This window comes from Bradyrhizobium barranii subsp. barranii, assembly GCF_017565645.3.
In the GTDB taxonomy this organism is placed as follows: Bacteria; Pseudomonadota; Alphaproteobacteria; order Rhizobiales; family Xanthobacteraceae; genus Bradyrhizobium; species Bradyrhizobium barranii.
Window position 1 is genome coordinate 826,631 of record NZ_CP086136.1, and the last position, 20,245, is coordinate 846,875.

Annotated in this window: 17 protein-coding genes and 1 pseudogene; 10 read left to right on the forward strand and 8 right to left on the reverse strand. The window is 65.4% G+C overall.

The features are described 5' to 3' along the window. Positions 1-1,659, reverse strand: a complete 1,659-nt coding sequence (locus tag J4G43_RS04055; protein WP_208084069.1) for an FAD-binding dehydrogenase — start codon at positions 1,657-1,659, stop codon at positions 1-3. A gap of 250 nt (positions 1,660-1,909) precedes the next feature. Between J4G43_RS04055 and J4G43_RS04060 the strand changes: the two genes are divergently transcribed. The 5 genes from J4G43_RS04060 (at position 1,910) to J4G43_RS04080 (ending at position 6,353) form a co-directional block, all read left to right on the forward strand. Beyond that, positions 1,910-2,431 (forward strand): Clp protease/crotonase-like domain-containing protein, encoded by a 522-nt coding sequence (locus J4G43_RS04060; RefSeq protein WP_085399635.1) that lies wholly within the window; start codon positions 1,910-1,912, stop codon positions 2,429-2,431. A gap of 121 nt (positions 2,432-2,552) precedes the next feature. Continuing rightward, positions 2,553-2,747: a hypothetical protein gene (locus tag J4G43_RS04065; RefSeq protein ID WP_028160269.1), complete on the forward strand. Its 195-nt coding sequence runs from the start codon at positions 2,553-2,555 to the stop codon at positions 2,745-2,747. 24 nt (positions 2,748-2,771) lie between these two features. Beyond that, entirely contained in the window at positions 2,772-3,362 is a 591-nt protein-coding gene (locus tag J4G43_RS04070; RefSeq protein WP_014491337.1) for an SCO family protein, read from the forward strand. Positions 3,363-3,617: 255 nt separating this feature from the next. Beyond that, positions 3,618-4,553, forward strand: a complete 936-nt coding sequence (locus J4G43_RS04075; protein ID WP_208084070.1) for an ABC transporter substrate-binding protein — start codon at positions 3,618-3,620, stop codon at positions 4,551-4,553. A gap of 159 nt (positions 4,554-4,712) precedes the next feature. Further along, the gene (locus J4G43_RS04080) at positions 4,713-6,353 is read left to right on the forward strand and encodes a lysine--tRNA ligase (protein WP_208084071.1); all 1,641 of its coding nucleotides are present in this window, start codon (positions 4,713-4,715) and stop codon (positions 6,351-6,353) included. 62 nt (positions 6,354-6,415) lie between these two features. Here J4G43_RS04080 and J4G43_RS04085 read toward each other — a convergent pair whose 3' ends face one another. Together J4G43_RS04085 and J4G43_RS04090 are read right to left on the reverse strand one after the other, a co-directional pair. Continuing rightward, positions 6,416-7,168, reverse strand: a complete 753-nt coding sequence (locus tag J4G43_RS04085) for a carbonic anhydrase (protein ID WP_063985922.1) — start codon at positions 7,166-7,168, stop codon at positions 6,416-6,418. Positions 7,169-7,293: 125 nt separating this feature from the next. Beyond that, positions 7,294-7,947, reverse strand: a complete 654-nt coding sequence (locus J4G43_RS04090; RefSeq protein ID WP_071909156.1) for a S24 family peptidase — start codon at positions 7,945-7,947, stop codon at positions 7,294-7,296. 293 nt (positions 7,948-8,240) lie between these two features. Here J4G43_RS04090 and J4G43_RS04095 point away from each other — a divergent pair, with 293 nt between their 5' ends. Next, entirely contained in the window at positions 8,241-8,585 is a 345-nt protein-coding gene (locus tag J4G43_RS04095) for a DUF952 domain-containing protein (RefSeq protein WP_208084072.1), read from the forward strand. Beyond that, positions 8,582-9,679 (forward strand): quinone-dependent dihydroorotate dehydrogenase, encoded by a 1,098-nt coding sequence (locus tag J4G43_RS04100; RefSeq protein WP_208084073.1) that lies wholly within the window; start codon positions 8,582-8,584, stop codon positions 9,677-9,679. The genes J4G43_RS04095 and J4G43_RS04100 overlap by 4 nt, the downstream gene beginning before the upstream one ends. Before the next feature lie 43 nt (positions 9,680-9,722). On the opposite strand, the gene J4G43_RS04105 is transcribed toward J4G43_RS04100, so the two are convergent. The 5 genes from J4G43_RS04105 to J4G43_RS04125 form a co-directional block, all read right to left on the reverse strand. Beyond that, the gene (locus J4G43_RS04105; RefSeq protein WP_208084074.1) at positions 9,723-11,048 is read right to left on the reverse strand and encodes an MATE family efflux transporter; all 1,326 of its coding nucleotides are present in this window, start codon (positions 11,046-11,048) and stop codon (positions 9,723-9,725) included. Between the two features lies 1 nt (position 11,049). Continuing rightward, complete coding sequence (locus J4G43_RS04110; protein ID WP_063979850.1) at positions 11,050-11,784, reverse strand: MBL fold metallo-hydrolase; 735 nt, start codon at positions 11,782-11,784, stop codon at positions 11,050-11,052. 21 nt (positions 11,785-11,805) lie between these two features. Then, entirely contained in the window at positions 11,806-12,111 is a 306-nt protein-coding gene (locus tag J4G43_RS04115) for a DUF6460 domain-containing protein (protein WP_063979849.1), read from the reverse strand. A 73-nt stretch (positions 12,112-12,184) separates the two neighbouring features. Beyond that, entirely contained in the window at positions 12,185-14,089 is a 1,905-nt protein-coding gene (locus J4G43_RS04120) for a cisplatin damage response ATP-dependent DNA ligase (protein ID WP_208084075.1), read from the reverse strand. Further along, a complete protein-coding gene (locus J4G43_RS04125; RefSeq protein ID WP_208089240.1) occupies positions 14,086-15,123 on the reverse strand; it encodes a ligase-associated DNA damage response exonuclease in 1,038 nt (345 codons plus the stop codon). The genes J4G43_RS04120 and J4G43_RS04125 overlap by 4 nt, the downstream gene beginning before the upstream one ends. A 67-nt stretch (positions 15,124-15,190) precedes the next feature. Between J4G43_RS04125 and J4G43_RS04130 the strand changes: the two genes are divergently transcribed. The 3 genes and pseudogenes from J4G43_RS04130 (at position 15,191) to J4G43_RS04140 (ending at position 20,198) form a co-directional block, all read left to right on the forward strand. Next, positions 15,191-16,117, forward strand: coding sequence for a class I SAM-dependent DNA methyltransferase (locus J4G43_RS04130; RefSeq protein ID WP_208084076.1), 927 nt, complete (start codon positions 15,191-15,193; stop codon positions 16,115-16,117). Positions 16,118-16,233: 116 nt separating this feature from the next. Next, positions 16,234-17,462: pseudogene (locus J4G43_RS04135) on the forward strand (ABC transporter substrate-binding protein). A 159-nt stretch (positions 17,463-17,621) separates the two neighbouring features. Beyond that, positions 17,622-20,198, forward strand: a complete 2,577-nt coding sequence (locus J4G43_RS04140; protein WP_208084077.1) for a ligase-associated DNA damage response DEXH box helicase — start codon at positions 17,622-17,624, stop codon at positions 20,196-20,198. The last annotated feature ends 47 nt before the right edge of the window (positions 20,199-20,245 follow it).

Genomic DNA, 20,245 nt, shown 5'->3' on the forward strand with positions numbered 1-20,245 from the left:
CTAGCCCACGGCCTTCGCCGCGGCGCGGCCGGCATTGCGGCCCGAGAACAGGCAGCCGCCGAGGAAGGTGCCTTCCAGCGAGCGATAGCCGTGCACGCCGCCGCCGCCGAAGCCTGCGGCTTCGCCGACCGCATAGAGGCCGGGAATGACGCTGCCCTCGCTGCCGAACACGCGCGAGTCGAGATCGGTCTCGAAACCGCCCAACGTCTTGCGGGTGAGGATGTTGAGCTTGACCGCGATCAGCGGTCCCTGCGCGGGATCGAGGATGCGGTGCGGAGAGGCCGTGCGGATCAGCTTGTCGCCGATATAGCGCCGCGCATTGTGGATGTTCATCACCTGCGCATCCTTGACGTAGGGATTGGCGATCTCGCGGTCGCGCGCCTCGATCTGCATCCTGACGTGCTCGAGCTTGAGGAGGTCGCTGCCGGCGAGCTTGTTCATGGCCGCGACGAGATCCTCGATCTTGTCGCGTACGATGAAGTCGACACCATGGCTTTTGAATGCCTCCACCGGCGCTAGCGCGCCCTTGTTGGTGGCGCGGCGCAGGGTCATCCGCCAGCTCTTGCCGGTCAGATCAGGATTCTGCTCCGAGCCCGACAGCGCAAATTCCTTCTTGATGATGCTCTGGGTCAGGATGAACCAGGAATAATCATAGCCGGTGGACATGATGTACTGGAGCTGGCCGAGCGTGTCGGAGCCGGGAAACAACGGCGCCGGCAGCCGCGTGCCTGTTGCGTCGAACCACATCGAGGACGGGCCGGGCAGGATGCGGATGCCGTGGCGCGGCCAGATTGGATTCCAGTTCTGGATGCCTTCGACATAATGCCACATGCGGTCGCGGTTGATCAGCCGCGCGCCCGATTTCTCGGTGATGCCGATCATGCGGCCGTCGACATGCTCGGGCACGCCGGAGATCATGAACTTCGGCGGCTCGCCGAGCCGCTTCGGCCAGTTCTGCCGCACCAGCTCGTGATTGCCGCCGATGCCGCCGGACGCCACGATCACGGCCTGTGCTTTCAGCGCGAACTCGCCGACCACGTTGCGCGACGAGCTCTTGCCACGCTCGACATTGTCAGGGGCGAGCACGGCGCCGCTGATGCCGTCCACCGTGCCGTTGGTGATGGAGAGCGCATCGACGCGATGGCGGAACCTGAAGGTCAGCCGGCCGCTCTTCATGGCCTCGCGCGCGCGGCGCTCGAACGGCTCGACGATGCCGGGGCCGGTTCCCCAGGTGACGTGGAAGCGCGGCACCGAATTGCCGTGGCCCATCGCGTCGTAGCCGCCGCGCTCGGCCCAGCCGACCACCGGGAAGATGCGATGCCCCATCGCGCGCAGCCAGTCGCGTTTCTCGCCCGCCGCAAACGCCACATAGGCCTCGCCCCACTGGCGCGGCCAGAAATCCTCGTCGCGGTCGAAGCCGGCGGTGCCGATCCAGTCCTGCATGGCGAGGTCGAAGGAATCCTTGATGCCGAGCCGGCGCTGCTCCGGCGAATTGACCAGGAACAGGCCGCCGAACGACCAGAACGCCTGGCCGCCGAGCGACTGCTCGCCTTCCTGGTCGACCACGATCACCCGCTTGCCGGCGTCGGCGATCTCGGTTGCGGCCACCAGTCCCGATAGTCCCGCACCGACGACGATGACGTCTGTCTCTTCAGCCATAGGTTCCCCCCTGTAGTTACCCGGGATTGAAGCCAGCGGTTGCAGCTGAGATCAAGGGTGTGGCGCATAAGGCATCGTTAACTTGTTCCGCTTTGGGATTAGGGCCGTCCGACTGCAGCGCGGGCGCAACACTGGATTTGAATTTGTTTTGAGCCAGCCGGCGTGCCTAGACAAAACCACGGTTACGACGGACGCTAGCAACGCATCACCACCTGACACGCAGATTCGAATTCGACTGGGGCGGGGGACAATGAAGTTTCTGACGGGGTTGCTCGCGGCGGTTCTCCTGATCGCGGGCATGGGGGCTTCTCACGCAGTGGTTCGGATTGCGGATGACCGCGGTGGCCGGATCGGAACCTACGTCGACAGGTACCAGGATCTGCGCCAGTCAGGCGACACCGTTATCATCGACGGCCTCTGTGCCTCGGCCTGCACCATCGTCCTCGGCGCCATTCCGCGCGACCGCATCTGTGTGACCTCGCACGCGACCCTCGGCTTCCACGCCGCCTGGGATTTTGGCGCCAACGGCCGTGCGGTGACCAACTCCGAAGCGACCCAGATGCTCTATGCGATGTATCCCTCGCAGGTGAAGCGCTGGATCAACCAGCGCGGCGGCCTCACTCCGCACATGCTCTTCCTGAGGGGCAAGCAGCTCCAGGCCATGTACAAGCCCTGCTACCTCGACGCGCAGGCCTCGACCAACCGACCCCTGCGCCGGGCTCTCCCGCAAGCGGAAGAGCTGGAGTCCGCTCGGGGCCAGCTGCTTCGCTGACGTCATCGGCGCGATCTGATTCCGGGAAGTATTCCTTGGAGCTCCCGCGGCGCTTGCCCGGGCCCAGGCCAACGCCTATTTGAATGGCAAGGGAACCGGGGCCTTCGCCCCGATCGTTGTCATGGCTCAACCACTGCACCCGGCCCAACCGCTACAGGACAATTCGCCCACTGCCGGCCGGCTGCCGTTCGTGCTGCTGTTGGCTGGCGCGGGGATCGGCGGTCTGGTCGTGCTCGGCGCGCTGGCGCTCTGGTTCCACTACGGCAGCCAGGTGTTCTTCGAAATGATCAGGACCGGCTTTGCCGCCTGCTTCTGACCTGCGACAGGAAGTTTTCCGCTCATGAGCTCCACCGCCCGTCCGCTGGTGATCGCGACCGCCTTCGCTGCAAGCCTCGTCGTCGGACTGCTGATCGTGTTCTGGGCGATGGGCGGGGTCAGCAAGGTGGCGCAGCCCGCCGCGATCGGCGGCCCGTTCCAGCTCACCGACCAGCACGGCAAGGCCGTCACCGACAAGAACCTGAAGGGCAAGCCGACCCTGATCTTCTTCGGCTATACCCATTGCCCCGACGTCTGCCCGACCTCGTTGTTCGAGATTTCGGAGGTGCTGCGCGCGATGGGCAAGGATGCCGACAAGGTCAATGCCGTCTTCATCTCGGTCGATCCCGAGCGCGATACGCCGGCGACGATGAAGGACTATCTGTCGAGCTTCGACCCGCACCTCGAAGGGCTCAGCGGCGACCCCGCCGAGACCGCCAAGGTGATCACCTCCTACCGGGTCTATGCCAAGAAGGTCCCGACCAAGGACGGCGACTACACCATGGACCACACCGCGCTGATCTACCTGATGGACCGCGACGGGCGGTTCGTATCGCCGTTCAACATGAAGCGGACGCCGGAAGAGGCCGCGGCCGATTTGAAGCGGTATCTCTGAGGGCCCTTTCGGGCGCAGTCCTCTCCACATCGTCATGGCTGGGCTTGTCCCGGCCATCCACGTTCTTCGGAGGGTGCTAATGTTCGTGGATGCCCGGGCCTTCGCCTCGCCGGAGGGGCTTCGGCCCCGCAGGCGGGACAAGCCCGGGCATGACGGCTGAGAGACCTTTACCCATCCCGCAATCGGCGCTCGCGTTCCCGGCGGGATGGTCTATAACGCCTTCCGATCCCAACGAAATTCGTTCATTTCCCGCCGATGGCCCCGTCGCGACAGGCAAAATCGTCCAAAACCGTGTGCCGCGTCCTGACCGGGCTGGTCGTCGGTGCTTGCCTTCTCGCAGGCCTGCCCTCCGCAAAGGCCCAGGCCCCGGCCAAGCAGCCTCCGGCGGCACCCCAGGCCACGCCGCAGGTCGCGCCTCAGGCGGCCCCGCAGGCCGTGCCCGGCTTCTGGGACCCGCGGCGGCGGCCGGAGCGGCCCGACCTGTCGCGCCTGACCGTGATCCGCTTCCTGACCGAGACCGACTATCCGCCGTTCAACTACACCGGCGCCGACGGCAATCCGGCCGGCTTCAACGTCGATCTCGCCCGCGCGCTGTGCGAGGAGATCAAGGTCACCTGCACGGTGCAGATGCGCCGCTTCGAGACCCTGGTCGACGCGCTCTCCTCCAACCGGGGCGATGCCATCATCGCCTCGATGGCGGTGAGTCCGCAGCTCCGCGTCCGCGTCGATTTCACCGACCCCTATTATCGCGTGCCGGCGCGCTTCGCCTCGCGCAAGGATGCGGTGATGCCGGAGATCCGGCCCGAATATCTCGAGGGCAAGAAAGTCGGCGTCATCGCCGGCTCTGCGCACGAAGCGTACCTCAAGGCGATGTTCACCGACGCCGAGCTGCATCCCTATCCCAACGACGACGCGATGCGCGCCGCCTTGCGCAAGGGCGAGGTCGACTTCATCTTCGGCGACGCCATCTCGCTGGCGTTCTGGATCAACGGCACGGATTCCGGCGATTGCTGCGCCTTCTCTGGCGGCCCCTTCGTCGAGAGCCGCTTCTTCGGCGAGGGCATCGGCATCGCCGTCCGCAAGGGCAACGACGTGCTGCGCCAGGCCCTGAACTGGGCCCTGTTCCGCGTCTGGGAGAAAGGCCGCTACACCGATCTGTGGCTGCGGTATTTTTCGGTGAGCCCGTTTTAGTGCCGTAGGGTGGGCAAAGGCGCGCTAGCGCCGTGCCCACCGTCTTTGGCAGTGGTGGGCACGCTTCGCTTTGCCCACCCTACGAATCCACGATAAAGGCGCTGCTACTTTTGCATTCTGCCCGGAAATCGCTATTTTCCGCGGCCCGGAGGCCCCTGAATGTCTGTCATCGATCTTGCCGCGAACCCGAGCGACCTGCGTGCGCTCGCAGAACAATCCAACGCCTGGCCGTTCGAGCAGGCGAAGGCCATTGTCGCGCGGCTGAAGAAAAGCCCGAAGGACGAGGTGCTGTTCGAGACCGGTTACGGCCCGTCCGGCCTGCCGCATATCGGCACGTTCGGTGAGGTCGCGCGCACCTCGATGGTGCGCCATGCCTTCCGCGTGCTGACCGAGGACAAGGTCAAGACGCGCCTGCTGGCGTTCTCCGACGACATGGACGGCCTGCGCAAGGTGCCTGACAACGTGTCGAATAAGGCACCTCTGGAAGCCAATCTCGGCAAGCCGCTGACGCGCGTGCCCGACCCGTTCGGCACGCATGACAGTTTTGGCGCGCACAACAACGCGCGGCTGCGCGCGTTCCTCGATCATTTCGGCTTCGACTACGAGTTCGCGAGTTCGACCGACTATTACACGTCCGGCCGCTTCGACGCGACGTTGCTGAAGATGTTAGCTGCCTACGACAAGGTGATGGCGATCATCCTGCCGACGCTCGGCCCCGATCGCCGCGCGACCTATTCGCCGTTCCTGCCGATCAGCAAGACGACGGGGGTCGTGCTTCAGGTGCCGATGATCCGGCGCGACGTCGCGGCGGGCACCGTGACCTATGTCGATCCGGACACGAACCAGGAAGTCGAGACGCCGGTGACGGGCGGCAACGTCAAGTGCCAGTGGAAGGCCGACTGGGCGATGCGCTGGGTCGCGCTCGGCGTCGACTACGAGATGGCCGGCAAGGATCTCATCGACTCCGTGAAGCTGTCAGGCGCGATCGCCAAGGCGCTCGGCGCCACGCCGCCCGAAGGCTTCAACTACGAGCTTTTCCTCGACGACAAGGGCCAGAAGATCTCGAAGTCGAAGGGCAACGGCCTCACCATCGACGAATGGCTGCGCTACGCCTCGCCGGAATCGCTGTCGCTGTTCATGTATCGCGAGCCGAAGGCGGCCAAGCGGCTGTATTTCGATGTCATCCCGCGCAATGTCGACGACTACCAGCAGTTCATCGACGGCTTTGCGAAGCAGGATGGCAAGCAGCAGCTCGGCAATCCGGTCTGGCACATCCACAACGGCCATCCGCCGAAGGGCGACATGCCCGTCACGTTCCAGCTCCTCTTGACACTGGTGTCGTCGTCGAACGCGGAAAATGCCGAGACGCTGTGGGGCTTCATCGGCCGCTATCGTTCCGGCGTCAGCCCGCAGACGCATCCGAAGCTCGATGCGATGGTCGGCTATGCCATCAACTATTATCGTGACTTCGTGGCGCCGACGAAGCAGTTCCGCGAGCCGACCGAGGTTGAGCGCGCCGCGTTGCAGGATCTGCGCGATGCGCTGTCGCAGCTTCCGCAGGAATCCTCGGCCGAGGACATCCAGAACGTCGTCTACGAGATCGGCCGCCGCGAGCCGTTCCTCGACCAGGTCAAGAAGGGCAAGGACGGCCGTCCGGGCGTGACGCTCGACTGGTTCAACATGCTCTACCAGGTGCTGCTCGGACAGGAGAAGGGCCCGCGCTTCGGCTCCTTCGTTGCGGTCTACGGCGTGCAGAACGCGGTGAACATGATCGACGGCGCGCTGGCGCGCAGCGCGTAGTAGATGCCGTACGTAGCCCGGATGTCGCTACGCTCATCCGGGCTACAGATTTGAAGCGCGCCTCAGATCGAGCGCAGCACGAAGCGCCGGTTGTCCTTCTGTACCGGGCGCGCGTTCATCGGATAGAGCTTTGCGAACGCAGCGACGTCGGTGGCTGACACCTGGATCGGGTCGGTCAGCAGCAGCCATTCGACGACCTCCGAACAGGGCGGGGTCGTCAGCGAGCCGGAGTAGCGGAAGTAGCTCAGCCTGTGCGGCAGCATGGCGTGGGGATCGATCGCTGCATCGGCCTTCACCGCGGGGCCTTCCGCCGCCGGCATGGTCTTGACGATCTTGCCGAAGGCCGTGTTCGGCTTGCCTTCCGCCATCAGCACGCCGACCACGGCGAGCCCGCCGGCATCGTTGCGATGCACGAAGTGCGCTTCCATCGGAAAGTTCTTGCCGCCGATCATGTGCTCGCTCGGCCGGTGGAAGTGCACCTGGAGCAGCTTGTACTTGACGTCGCCGAGCGTGAGCGTGCTGCCTTCGGCGAAGTTGAGCTGGATCGTGTGCCCGTTGTTGACGATGGTGTCGGCGCTCTTGCCCCAGTTCAGCTTCAGAACAGGCAATTGCGACTTGATCGTCCCCTCGATGTCGATCGGCGATTGTTGCAGGCCGACCGCGCAGGCCTTGTTCGCCGCGTCGAGATCGCCCCATTTGGCCGGGCCGCCGGCGCCCTCGTAGCTCCAATGCGTGCCTTCGGCGGCAAAGGCCGGCTTGCACAGCGGACAAAGCGCGAGACCCGCCAGGGCCTTCAATGCGTGACGGCGATTCATCATATCCCCCTGTGATGAATTTGATCGGAAAAATCGGCCGCAACCTATGCGAGAGGGACGGTGAGTCGCAAGGTCGCCGAGGCGAGAAGCGGCGCGGCCGGCGTCATGGTCCGGTCACGACGCAATCACTGGCTCGCCCACACGATTCGCGCGATCCAGCCGACGTCGCTCGGCGCCATCGTATGCTCCGCCTGCGATGCATCGAGCGGCTGCAATTCCAGTGCCTTTGCCGTCCGGCGCTTCAGCGTCGCGACCGTCACCTCGCCCGCCTTGGTCTTCACCACCACGCGATCGCCTCTGCGGATCGGCGCGCGGGGCGAGATCAGGATGACGTCGCCGTCGCGATAGGCCGGGGCAAGCGCATCGCCGGAAATCTCCAGCGCAAAGGCGCGACTGTCCTCGGCGGTGGGAAGCGCAAGTTCGGTCCAGCCTTTGCCGGATGGAAAGCCGGACTCGTCGAAAGCTCCGCTCGCGCCGGCCAGCGCGAGGCCGAGCAGCGGCACCGAGCGGCCGTCGCTGGCGTCGTCACCGGTCAACCCGGCAAAGGTGTCCATCGAGGAGCCGGCCGCCGCCAGCGCTTTCGCGATCGATTCGGTGGATGGCCAGCGCTCACGCCCGTCGGGGGTGACGCGCTTGGACTTGTTGAAGGTGGTGGGATCGAGCCCGGCCCGCTTGGCGAGGCCGGACGGCGACAGGCCGGCACGCTCCGCCAGCCGATCCAGCGCTCCCCAGATCTGGTCGTGAGTCAGTATCCTCTGCGCTTTGGCCTGTCTGACCATGGAAGGTCCAGCCCGTCGCAACTCAGGAAAACTGTCCTCAAATCAACCGGTTTTCCGTTTTTCGCGCAAGGGGTGGCGGCGGAAGCATTTTCAAGCGAAGCGGATACCGGTTCGCGTCAAGAAAACGCGTCAAAACAAGAATTTAAAGCCCCGTTCCGATTTCATCGGAACGGAAATGGCTCTAAGCCTTGAGTTCGGAGGGGGCGGCCATTACGGTCGCGCCCGGGTTTTGAGGACCCGCACGAGACGAAAAAACCCAAAAGACTCAAAGAGCAAACAGGGCTGCGTGAGCGGTGGTCAAGATCTACAAAATCTGTCCGGCCTCGGCCTGGCGCGAGGCGGAACGGCAGGGTGTCTACCGGGGCAGCGCGGACGATTCGCGCGACGGTTTCATCCATTTCTCGACCGCGCCCCAGGTTCCCGAGACCTTGCGCAAGCACTATTTCGGGGTGCGCGCGCTGTTCCTGGTCGAGGTCGACGGCGACGCGCTCGGCGGCGCATTGCGCTGGGAGCGCTCGCGCAATGAGGAGCTGTTTCCGCACCTCTATGGCGAGCTCGATCTCGGCGCGGTGCTGTCGGTGATGAACCTCAACATGCGCTCCGATGGCGGCCACGACGTTCCGGAGCTTATGCCGTGATCCGCGCCTTCGACGCCTTTTCGCTGCCGGTGCTGCGCTGGCTCGATCCGGAGGATGCGCATCGCCTCGCGATCCAGGGCCTGCGCTTCCTGCCGCCGGTCAAGCCGCGGCCTGACGATCCCAAGCTCGCCGTGCGCGCCTTCGGGCTCAACTTCCCCAATCCGATCGGCATGGCCGCGGGCTTCGACAAGAGCGCCGAGGTGCCGGATGCGCTGCTGCGGCTCGGCTTCGGCTTCGTCGAGATCGGTTCGGTGACGCCGAAGCCGCAAAGCGGCAATCCGCGGCCGCGGCTGTTTCGCCTGGAGCGCGACGAGGCCGTGATCAACCGCATGGGCTTCAACAATGACGGCGCTGAAGTCGCGCTGCGCAGGCTCGCGGCGCGCGCGCAGCACGGCGGCATCATCGGGGTCAATGTCGGCGCCAACAAGGATTCGCCGGATCGCGTCGGCGATTACGTCAAGCTGATCGAGACTTTTGCGCCGGTCGCGAGCTATTTCACCGTCAACGTCTCCTCGCCGAACACGCCGGGCCTGCGCAATTTGCAGGAAGGCGCGCTGCTGGACGATCTCCTCGCCAGGGTGATCGACGCGCGCGAGCGGGTGCGCCAGAAGGCCGGCGACACGCCGGTGCTGCTCAAGATCGCGCCTGATTTGAGCCTCGCCCAGCTCGACGACGTCGTGCAGGTGGCGCGCTCGCGCCGGGTCGACGGCATGATCGTGGCGAACACGACGATCGCGCGGCCGAGCACGCTGCGCGAGGAAATGCGCGCCAAGGAGCAGGGTGGTCTGTCCGGCCGGCCGCTGTTCCGCCTGTCGACGCGCATGGTCGCGGAGACCTATGTGCGCGTCGAGGGCGCGTTCCCCTTGATCGGCGTCGGCGGCGTGGATTCGGGCGGAGCCGCGCTGACGAAGATCCGCGCCGGCGCGAGCCTGATCCAGCTCTATTCGTCGCTGGTCTACAAGGGCCTCGGCCTGGTCGACGAAATCAAGCGCGATCTCACCTCGACGCTGCTCCGCACGGGGCGCGATTCGCTGTCCGAAATCGTCGGCGCCGACGCGGCGACACTGACGGCGGAAGACTGGCCGGGGATGTGAAGCGGTCTCGTTCCCCGGATGCAGCGCGTCCGGGACACGAGAGCTACGGCTTCGGAAACGTCACCCGATACAGCGCTGGATAGCGCGCGCCCTGCAAACCGCCGCGAGCGACGTAGAACGCGATCAGCGCGCTCCACAGCCCGGCATTTCCGAACGATTGCAGCGCCCACCAGGCCCCGAGAAAGATCGTGAACGATAACAGCATTAGATTGCGCATCTCGCGCGCCCAGGTCGCGCCGACATAGATGCCGTCGAAGCCGAACGCGAACACGCCGGGGATCGGCGCAAGCACGATGAACGGCAGGAATTCGCGCGCGGCGCGGCGGACGTCCTCGCTCGCTGTCATGACATTGATCAGGTTCGGCCCGAACAGCGCGAAAAGCACCGCGACGACCAGCGCGAAGCCGAGGCCCCACAGCAGCACCAGCCGGGTCGAGTCCGCAAAGCCCCTGGAATCGCGCGCGCCAAACGTGCGCCCGCAGAGCTGCTGGGCTGCGTTCGCAAGACCGTCGAGGAAGAAGGCGCTGACCAGCAGGAAATTGTTCAGCACGGAATTCGCCGCCAGCGTGACGTCACCGGCGCGTGCGCCCTTGGCGGTGAAGAACAGGAACACGGCGATCAGCGCCGCGGTGCGGATCATGATGTCCGAGTTCACCGCCAGCAGCCGCATCAGTTTTGCCCGGTCGAGCAGCGTCGCAAGGGGCACCGCAAAGCCGCCATCCGCATAGCGCCGGCAGACGATCACGCCGAGCACGAAGCCAATTGTCTCCGAGAGCAGTGCGGCGATCGCCGCGCCCGCGATGCCGGTGTCGTAGACCAGCACCAGCAAGATCGTCGCCGCCATGTTGATGAGGTTGATGACGACCTGCAGCAGCAGCGCCGGATTGGCGCGCGCCTGCCCCACCAGCCAGCCGAGAATGACGTAGTTGGCGAAGGCGAACGGCGACGACCAGATCCGGATCATGAAATAGGTCTTTGCCGCGCGCGTGACGCCTTCGCTGCCGCCCATCAGGTCGAACAGCCCGGCGGCCAGCGGCAGTTGCAGCACGATCAGCGCGGCGCCGATCAGGCCCGCGACGATGAAGCCGCGCACCAGGATCACGGTCTCCTCGCGCGTCTCGCCCGCGCCCAGCGCCTGCGCCGTGAAGGCGAGCGTGCTCATGCGCAGGAAGCCGAACAGCCAGAACAGGCAGTCGAAGATGACGGAGGCCATCGCGACGCCGCCAAGCAGCGCGGCATCGTCGAGCCGCCCAATCGCGGTGGTCGAGACCACGCCGATCAGCGGCGTGGTGAGGTTCGCGACCATCGCGGGACCGGCAATGGCGAACACCTGGCGGGAGCCGATCCTGGGATGAACGGGCGCGTGCATGTCAGAACACGAGCACCATGCCGTCTTCGGCGGCGAGATGCGGTACGTCGTCCAGGCGCGACAGCATGTCGTCGCTCATATGGGTGAGGACCAGGCGTTTCGCGCCGATTGCTGGCAGATGCTGTTCCAAGGTCTTCAGGCTGAGATGGTTCTTGACCACCTTCTCGTACATATAGGCTTCAGCAATGAAAAGGTCCGCGCCATGCGCCAGCGGAATGAGTGTCTCCGTCCATTCGGTGTCGGCGCTGTAGGCGAGCGTGCGGCCTTCAACCTCGACGCGGTAGGCCAGATGCGGCCCGCCGGATTCGCCGTGCACCACCGGGTAGGGCGTTACATTCACTCCGCCGAAGGATTGGCTTTGCCCAGGCGCGAGTTCGATGACGTTCAGCTCGAAGCGCTGCTTGGTCTTCGAGGAGTGCTCGAACAGCGCCTCCATCACTTGGGCGAGCCGCGTCTCGAGGCCTTGCGGGCCCGCGATCGTCAGCGGCCGGGTCCGCCGCGAGAATTGCGCATCGAGCAGGACAAACGGCAGCCCGGCAAAATGGTCGCCGTGGAAATGCGTGATGAGAATGAGGTCGATCTCGTTGCGGTCGATCTCGAGTCGCTTCAACGCCGGCAGGGCCGACGCGCCGCAATCGATCAGGAAGTTGGCCGCGCGCCCCGAGACGTGGAAGCAGGTGTTGAGCCTGCCGCCCGAGCCGAAGGCGTCGCCGCAGCCGACAAAGCGTAACTGCATCGGCTGCGGGCTCCCAAATCCTTACCTGTTGCGCGGCGCGCCGAATACGCGCGAGAGCAGCCAGATCGGAACCACGATGACGGCGCCGAGCAGGAAGTAGCGCCACAGCCAGTTCACCGCGTCGAAGCCGAGATCCCAGAGGCGCTGGAACAGCAAGCGGATGCTGTAGATGATATTCCAGGGATCGAAGCCGATCGCGGCGAGCACGACGCCGACCAGGATCGAGAGCAGGACCAGGCGAAACGCGACCGCCAGCGGCGAGCCGCCGAGAAAGCGGTTCAGCCCATCGCTGCGGCCGGCCGGCAAATCTCTGACGTCTTGGACCATCTCAAAACTCCTCGCGGGGATTCGACCCCATTATAGGTCACGGCGGGGCACATGGGGAACCCGCATTCCCTCGTCAATGGCTGTCGGCGGACGCTGCAACCTTAATTGTTGGTAGGGATTCGTCAGCCTTCAGCATCTTTTCCAGCGTTTCCAGCCGGTCGGCCTCGCGCGGCGGCTTGTCCCAGCGCAGCCGGCTGATGCGGGGGAAGCGCATGGCGACGCCGGATTTGTGCCGCGGGGAACGCTGCAGCCCCTCGAACGCCACCTCCAGCACCAGCCCCTTGTCGCGCTCGTGCACGACATGGCGCACGGGGCCGAATTTCTCGGTGGTGTTGCGGCGGACGAAACGGTCGATCTGCAAGAGCTCCTCGTCGGTGAAGCCGAAATAGGCTTTTCCGACCGGCACCAGCTCCTCGCCGGCTTCGCCTTCGGTCCAGACGCCGAAGGTGTAATCGGAGTAATAGGACGAGCGCTTGCCGTGGCCGCGCTGCGCATACATCAGCACGGCATCGATGATTTGCGGATCGCGCTTCCACTTCCACCACTGGCCTTTTGGCCGCCCCGGCAGGTAAGGCGCATCGCGCCGCTTCAGCATGACGCCTTCGACGGCATCGGCATCTTCGCCCGCGCCGGCACTCGCGGGATCGGCGCGCGCCGCGGTCAGCGCCTGCCAGCTTGCGAACGGCACGGTGGGCGACAGGTCGATGCGGGGATCGTCGAGCTTGCCGATGAACGTCTCCAGCCGTTCGCGCCGCTCCGCGAAGGGCAGCTCGCGCAGATCGTTCTCGTCGTCGCCGAGCAGATCATAGGCGCGCAAATGGATCGGAAACTCCTTGATCAGCTTCGGCGAAACGACCTTGCGGTTGAGGCGCTGTTGCAGAACATTGAAACTCTGCACGCGGCCTTCGCGCAGGATCAGAAGCTCGCCGTCGATTGCGCCTGCGAGCCGCAGCGACGGCACGAGGTCCGGAAAGCTTCCCGTGATGTCCTCGCCGGTGCGCGAATAAAGCCGCGCCGTGATCTGCCCGCGCTCATCGCGGCCAGCCACCGCTTGTACGCGGATGCCATCCCATTTCCATTCGGCGATGTAGTCGGCGGGATCGAGCGCGGCGAAATCCGTGTCCTCGATCGCGTGCGCGAGCATCACCGGGCGGAACGGTGCGGGATCGCGATTGACCGGCTTTTCGCCGCGGCCTTCCAGCCAGGCGAACAGGTCGAGATAGGGAGGGCTGAGCCCCGGCCAGATCAGCTCGACCTCGTGCGGGTCCTTGTCGCCGAGTGCGGCGGCCGCGGTCTTCGCCAGCCGCGCGGAGATGCCGATGCGCAGCGCGCCGGTGACGAGCTTCAGCAGCGCCCAGCGGCCGGTCTCGTCAAGCTCGTCGAGCCAGCGTTCGAGCTGCTTTGGCAGCTCGGTCTTGCCGAGCGTGCGCAGCGTGGTGACGACGTCGGTGAGGGTTGGGGGCGGTGGGTTGTTGTGGCGAGATGGGTGAATGGACTCATCAGCATCTCGCCCGCGGTACCCCTCTCCCTGCCCCTCCCCCGCAAGGGGGGAGGGAACGGAGAGAGGCGTGCATCCATCACTCGCTGAATCATGATCAGTGGTCGAGCTCATCTGTCGCCCCGCGCGCAACTGCGCGCCCTCCCCCCTTGCGGGGGAGGGCGGGGGAGGGGGGTGGCCCGGAAAAGACTCTTCGTTGTTTGCGCTGCGCCGCGGCCACATCAGCGCCACCGTCTCCGAGAGATCGCCAACGTAATCGTAGGACAACCCGAACAGCACCTCATCCGTGCGCGCCGCGATCAGATCGCGGATCAGCGCGGGCTTGGCATGCTTGAAGCTCAGCGCGCCGGTCAGCGCCGCCAGCGCATAGCCGCGGTCGGGATCCCCGACCTCGCGGAAATAGCCGGTGATCAGCCGCAGCTTGTTGTTGCGGCCGGGCTCGTAGGCGAGGCGGTCCAGCAGTTCGGCGAAGCGGTTCATGCTTCGGCCTCATCTTGAAGCGGCGTCTCGCTCTCCTCCTCGTCGCCATAGCCGACGAGATCGAGCGGCTGCGCGCGAAGACCCTGCGACTTGCACCAATGCACCAGCGCGTCTTCCTGGCCGTGCGTCACCCAGATCTCGCCGGCGCCGGTCGCGGCGATGGTCGCGGTGAGGCCGTCCCAATCGGCGTGGTCGGAGATCACCAGCGGCAGCTCGATGCCGCGCTGCCGCGCGCGGGCACGCACCCGCATCCACCCCGAGGCAAAGGCGGTGACGGGGTCGGGAAAGCGCCGCGTCCAGAGGTCCGAGGTGGCCGACGGCGGCGCCAGCGTGATGGTGCCGGCGAGCGCCGCCTTCTTCACGCCCATCACCGGCTTGAGCTCGCCGAGATTGATCCCGCGGCTCTGATAGTACTCGGTGATCTTCTCCATCGCGCCATGCAGGTAGATCGGTGCTTCATAGCCGGCCTGCCGCAACAGCGCGATCACGCGCTGCGCCTTGCCGAGCGAATAGGCGCCGACGAGATGCGCCCGTTCGGGAAACAATGCAACGGAGGCCAGCAGCTTCCTCACCTCGCCGGCCGCATCGCCATGGCGAAACACCGGCAGGCCAAAGGTGGCTTCAGTGATGAAGACGTCGCAGGGCACGAGCTCGAACGGCGTGCAGGTCGGGTCGGGCGCATCCTTGTAGTCGCCGGAGGCGACGATGCAGGTGTCCTTGCAGGTCACGGCGATCTGCGCCGAGCCCAGCACGTGACCGGCCGGGTGAAACCTCACGCGGACGTCGCCGAGCCGGATCTCCTCGCCATAGCGGATCGCTTGCGTCGAGCCGGCGAAGTTCTCGCCATAGCGCAGCCGCATCATGTCCAGCGTTTCCTGCGTCGCCAGCACCGCGCCATGGCCGGCGCGGGCGTGGTCGGAATGGCCGTGGGTGATCACGGCCCGCTCGACCGGGCGGACAGGGTCGATGTGGAAGTTGCCAGGCTTGCAGCACAGGCCGTCAGCAGTTGGCAGCAGGATGTCTTGCGGACGCATGCCTGATATATAGGTTGCGACCCCGCATCTTCGAGTCATCCCTCCGTTTCCCGCCCCGGTTCCTCCAATGCCGCTCCGCCTGTTTCACTCCTCCGGCGATCTCATGGCCGACCGCCGTTTCGAGTTCGCGCGCGACCTCCAGCTCAAGGGCGATCTGCCCGCCGCCGCCGACCTCATCGAGCAGGCACTCGAACTCGCACCCAATTTTACGTCCGCGTGGTTCACGCTCGGTGAAATCCGCAGCCAGCTCGGGGAGCGTGACAAGGCCATCGCAGCATTTCGCAAAGCACGCGAGTCCGATCCCGAGGATCAGCACGGCGCCCATTTGCATCTGATACGGCTCGGCGACGAGCAATTGTCCGAGATGCCGAAGGCCTATGTGCAGGCCCTCTTCGATCAATATGCGCCGCGCTTCGAGCACACGCTGATCAACGATCTCGACTATCGCGCACCGTCGCTGATCTTCAAGGCGGTGGTGGCCGCGCGCGTCGCCACCAAGAAGCCGGCCTTGTTCAAGCGCGCCATCGATCTCGGTTGCGGCACCGGGCTCGCCGCCGCCGCCTTCGCAAGACAGGTCGATCATTTCATCGGCATCGATCTGTCGGCCGGCATGATCAAGGAGGCGCGCGCGACAAACCTCTATACCGAGCTCGAAGTCGCCGACATGATCGAAGGCCTGCGCGGCAAGGCCGATGCGAGCGCGAACCTCGTCGTCGCCGCGGACGCCTTCGTCTATCTCTCCGATCTCGCGCCGGTTCTCGTCGAAGCCAAGCGCGTGCTCGTATCCGGCGGCGTGCTCGCTTTCACGCTGGAGACGCATGACGGCAGCGGCATCGTGCTCGGCGAAGGCCTGCGCTATGCCCATTCGGCGGAATATGTGCGCGGCGCGATGACGAAGGCCGGGCTCAAGCTGCTGACATTGGAGCCGGCATCGCCACGCATCGAGAACAACGAGCCGGTGCGCGGCCTCGTCGTCGTCGCCGAGAAAACTTGAGTTTAGGCGCTAAATGCACTGCGATTTAAGCGTCATTGCGTCGCAAAGCGGCGTCTTCCTACTTGCGAGCCGTGCTGCGTTGCCAGCACAATGCGCGCACTAGGGAGAAACAAATAATGACCAAGAATCCATCGCGGCGCGATTTCAGCGCCGGTGCGCTCGCAACCATCGCCGCATCCACCTTGCCCGCGCCGTATGTCTGGGCCGCGGAGAAGAAATACGATGCGGGCGCCAGCGACACTGAGATCAAGATCGGCCAGACCGTGCCGCATTCCGGGCCCGGCTCGCTGTACGGCGTGCTCGGCCGCATCGGCGAAGCCTATTTCCAGATGCTGAACGAGAAGGGCGGCATCAACGGCCGCAAGGTCAAGTTCCTCACCATGGACGACGCCTACAGCGCGCCGAAATGCGTCGAGGCGACGCGGCGCCTGGTCGAGCAGGAGGAAGTGCTCGCGCTCTACGGCTCGCTCGCACCGCGCCGCAGACCTCCGTGCACAAATATCTCAATTCCAAGGGCGTGCCGCAACTGCTGCTCAACACCGGCGCGTCCAAGTGGAACAATCCAAAAGAGTTCAAATGGACGATGGCGGGCCTGCCGCTCTATCCGACCGAAGCGCGCATCCTGGCGCGGCACGTCCTCAGCGTGAAGCCGAATGCCAAGGTCGGCATTCTCTACCAGAACGACGATTTCGGCCGTGACTTCCTCGGTCCGTTCAAGAAGGTGCTGGCGGATGCCGGGGGCACCGCGCAGGTGATCATGGAGCAGACCTACGATCTGACCGATCCGACCGTCGATTCCCAGCTCATCAATCTCTCGAAATCGGGCGCCGACGTCTTCTACAACATTTCCACCGGCAAGGCGTCGTCGCAGTCGATCCGCAAAGTGGCCGAGCTCGGCTGGAAGCCGCTGCAATTGTTGTCAGCCGGTTCGACCGGTCGTTCGATCCTCAACGCAGCAGGCCTCGAGAACGCCACCGGCATCGTCGCCATCCGCTACAACAAGGAAGTCGGCCTGCCCAAATGGGAGAAGGACCCGGACGTGATGGCGTTCGAGGAGCTGCGCAAGAAGTACACGCCGGCGATCGATCAGGACAACACCATCGCCTTTGCCGGCTACGGCCAGGCCGTCACCATGGGCGAGATCCTGCGCCGCTGCGGCGACGATCTCACCCGCGCCAACGTGCTGAAGCAGGCGTCCACGCTCGCAGGCTTCCACTCGCCCTATTTCCTCGACGGCGTCACCTACAGCTACACGCCCGAGGACTACACGCCGATGAAGACGCTCTTCATCTCCACCTTCAGCGGCAAGGACTGGGACATCTCTGACAAGCCGATGTCGGAGTAGGTGCGGGCAGGGAGCCGTAGGGTGGGCAAAGGCGCACTCGCGCCGTGCCCACCATCTCTCCCGGTGCTCGGGGCGAATGGTGGGCACGCTTCGCTTTGCCCACCCTACGGGGCCTCCCACCCCTCGACGAACCCACCCCCACGGCTTACCTGTGATGCCGTGCCGCCCCGCATTCTCAAAATCCCGGCCGAGCCGGCCACGCTGCTGCCCGACCGCTTCCAGGCGTGGTTTGCGGCGCGCGGCTGGTCGCCGCGTGAGCATCAGCTCGCGCTGCTGGACAAGGCGCGCGAGGATCGTTCCGCACTGCTGGTCGCGCCCACCGGCGCGGGCAAGACGCTGGCGGGATTTCTGCCGACGCTGGTGGAGCTCTCGACGCAGCCGGTCGGACGGGACGCAGGCGCGAAGCAAAGCCTCGTCTCCACCGGCCGCGATGTTCGCCGCAGCGATGGCCTGCACACGCTCTACATCTCGCCGCTGAAAGCGCTCGCCGTCGATATCGCCCGCAATCTCGAGCGGCCGATTGCGGAGATGGGGCTGCCGATCAAGGTCGAGACCCGCACCGGCGACACGCCGGTGTCGCGGCGGCAGCGCCAGCGGCGCTATCCGCCCGATATCCTGCTGACGACGCCTGAGCAGGTCGCACTGCTGCTCTCCTCCGACGACGCGCCGTTCCTGTTCTCCTCCTTGAAGCGCATCGTGCTCGACGAGCTCCACGCGCTGGTGACGTCCAAGCGCGGCGATCTGCTTTCGCTGGGTCTGGCGCGGCTCTGGCGGCTGGCGCCGCAGCTGCGCGCGATCGGCCTGTCGGCGACCGTGGCCGAGCCGGACCAGCTTGCGCGCTTCCTGGTGCCGCAGCCCGGCGGGAAGGAGGCGGCCGCCGACATTGTCGTCGCCGGCGGTGCCGCGCCGCCGCTGGTCGAGATGCTGGATACCCGCGAACGCCTGCCCTGGGCAGGCCACAGCGCGCGCCACGCGCTTCCCGAAATCTACGAGCTGATCAAGGCGAACAAGACCACGCTCGTCTTCGTCAACACCCGCAGCCAGGCCGAGATGCTGTTCCAGAATCTCTGGAGCATGAACGACGACAACCTCGCGATCGCGCTGCATCACGGCTCGCTCGACGTCGCCCAGCGCCGCAAGGTCGAGGACGCGATGTCGGCGGGCAGACTGCGCGGCGTGGTCTGCACCTCTTCGCTCGACCTCGGCGTCGATTGGGGCGATGTCGATCTCGTCGTCAATATCGGTGCGCCAAAAGGCTCTTCGCGTCTGATGCAGCGGATCGGCCGCGCCAATCACCGCCTTGATGAAGCCTCGCGCGCGGTGCTGGTGCCGGCGAACCGGTTCGAGGTGCTGGAGTGCCGCGCCGCGATCGATGCGATCGCCGAGAATGCGCAGGATACGCCACCCTTGCGCACCGGCGCACTCGACGTGCTGGCCCAGCACGTGCTCGGCCGCGCCTGCGGCGAGCCGTTTCTGAGCGATGATCTCTACAGCGAGGTGCTCACGGCCGCGCCTTACTCAGATCTCGACCGGCAGGATTTCGACGACGTCGTCGATTTCGTCGCCTCCGGTGGCTACGCGCTGAAGACCTACGAGCGCTTCGCCCGCATCAAGCAGGACAAGCAGGGGCGCTGGCGCGTCGCCAATCCAAAGGTGCGGCAGAGCTATCGTCTCAATGTCGGCACCATCGTCGAGGAGCCGATGCTGAAGGTGCGGCTCGTTCGTGGGCGCTCCACCGGCAGCGGCTCGACCGGCGCCATCGCGCGCGGCGGCCGCGTGCTCGGCGAAATCGAGGAATATTTTATCGAGGGCCTGACCGCCGGCGACACCTTTGTGTTCGGCGGCGAAGTCGTGCGCTATGAGGCGTTGGCCGAGGATCAGGTCTATGTTTCCCGCGCCAACGACAAAGACCCGAAAGTGCCGTCCTATATGGGCGGCAAATTTCCGCTCTCGACCTATCTTGCCGAGCGCGTGCGCCGTCTGCTCGACGACCGCCGTGCATGGAACGCTCTGCCTGAGCAGGTGCGCGACTGGCTGTCGTTGCAGAAAGACGTCTCACGTGTGCCCGGCGTGCGCGAACTGCTGGTCGAGACCTTTCCACGCGGCAACAAGCATTATCTCATTTGCTATCCCTTCGAGGGCCGGCTCGCGCACCAGACGCTGGGCATGCTGCTGACGCGGCGGCTGGAGCGGATGCGCGCCCGGCCGCTCGGCTTCGTCGCCAATGAATATGCGGTGGCGATCTGGGGGCTTGGCGATGCCTCCTTCATGATCCGCAACGGCCAGCTCGATCTCGACGCGCTGTTCAACCCGGACATGCTCGGGGACGATCTCGAAGCCTGGCTCGCGGAATCCGCGCTGATGAAGCGCACCTTCCGCAATTGCGCGCTGATCTCCGGCCTGATCGAGCGGCGCTTCACCAGCGAGGACAAGAGCCGCCGCCAGGTGCTGTTCTCGACCGATCTCGTCTACGACGTCCTGCGCAAGCACCAGGCCGATCACGTGTTGCTGCGCGCCGCCCGTGCTGATGCCGCTACCGGCCTGCTTGACCTGCGCCGTCTCGGCGCCATGCTTGCCCGCATCCAGGGCCGCATCACGCATCGGGAACTCGATCACGTCTCGCCGCTCGCCGTGCCCGTGATGCTGGAAATCGGCCGCGAGTCAGTCTATGGCGAAGCTGGCGACGAGCTCCTGGCGGAAGCCGCCGATGAGCTTGTCAAAGAGGCGATGTCGTAGAGAATTTTACCAGTGGTGCGCGCAACTCCATCCACATCGTCATGCCC

What these genes read in the sequence shown, in the direction of transcription:
- J4G43_RS04055 (WP_208084069.1), bottom strand. Translation starts at nt 1,659, where the DNA reads ATGGCTGAAGAGACAGACGTCATCGTCGTCGGTGCGGGACTATCGGGA.
- J4G43_RS04060 (WP_085399635.1), top strand. Translation starts at nt 1,910, where the DNA reads ATGAAGTTTCTGACGGGGTTGCTCGCGGCGGTTCTCCTGATCGCGGGC.
- J4G43_RS04065 (WP_028160269.1), top strand. Translation starts at nt 2,553, where the DNA reads ATGGCTCAACCACTGCACCCGGCCCAACCGCTACAGGACAATTCGCCC.
- J4G43_RS04070 (WP_014491337.1), top strand. Translation starts at nt 2,772, where the DNA reads ATGAGCTCCACCGCCCGTCCGCTGGTGATCGCGACCGCCTTCGCTGCA.
- J4G43_RS04075 (WP_208084070.1), top strand. Translation starts at nt 3,618, where the DNA reads ATGGCCCCGTCGCGACAGGCAAAATCGTCCAAAACCGTGTGCCGCGTC.
- J4G43_RS04080 (WP_208084071.1), top strand. Translation starts at nt 4,713, where the DNA reads ATGTCTGTCATCGATCTTGCCGCGAACCCGAGCGACCTGCGTGCGCTC.
- J4G43_RS04085 (WP_063985922.1), bottom strand. Translation starts at nt 7,168, where the DNA reads ATGAATCGCCGTCACGCATTGAAGGCCCTGGCGGGTCTCGCGCTTTGT.
- J4G43_RS04090 (WP_071909156.1), bottom strand. Translation starts at nt 7,947, where the DNA reads ATGGTCAGACAGGCCAAAGCGCAGAGGATACTGACTCACGACCAGATC.
- J4G43_RS04105 (WP_208084074.1), bottom strand. Translation starts at nt 11,048, where the DNA reads ATGCACGCGCCCGTTCATCCCAGGATCGGCTCCCGCCAGGTGTTCGCC.
- J4G43_RS04110 (WP_063979850.1), bottom strand. Translation starts at nt 11,784, where the DNA reads ATGCAGTTACGCTTTGTCGGCTGCGGCGACGCCTTCGGCTCGGGCGGC.
- J4G43_RS04115 (WP_063979849.1), bottom strand. Translation starts at nt 12,111, where the DNA reads ATGGTCCAAGACGTCAGAGATTTGCCGGCCGGCCGCAGCGATGGGCTG.
- J4G43_RS04120 (WP_208084075.1), bottom strand. Translation starts at nt 14,089, where the DNA reads ATGAACCGCTTCGCCGAACTGCTGGACCGCCTCGCCTACGAGCCCGGC.
- J4G43_RS04125 (WP_208089240.1), bottom strand. Translation starts at nt 15,123, where the DNA reads ATGCGTCCGCAAGACATCCTGCTGCCAACTGCTGACGGCCTGTGCTGC.
- J4G43_RS04130 (WP_208084076.1), top strand. Translation starts at nt 15,191, where the DNA reads ATGCCGCTCCGCCTGTTTCACTCCTCCGGCGATCTCATGGCCGACCGC.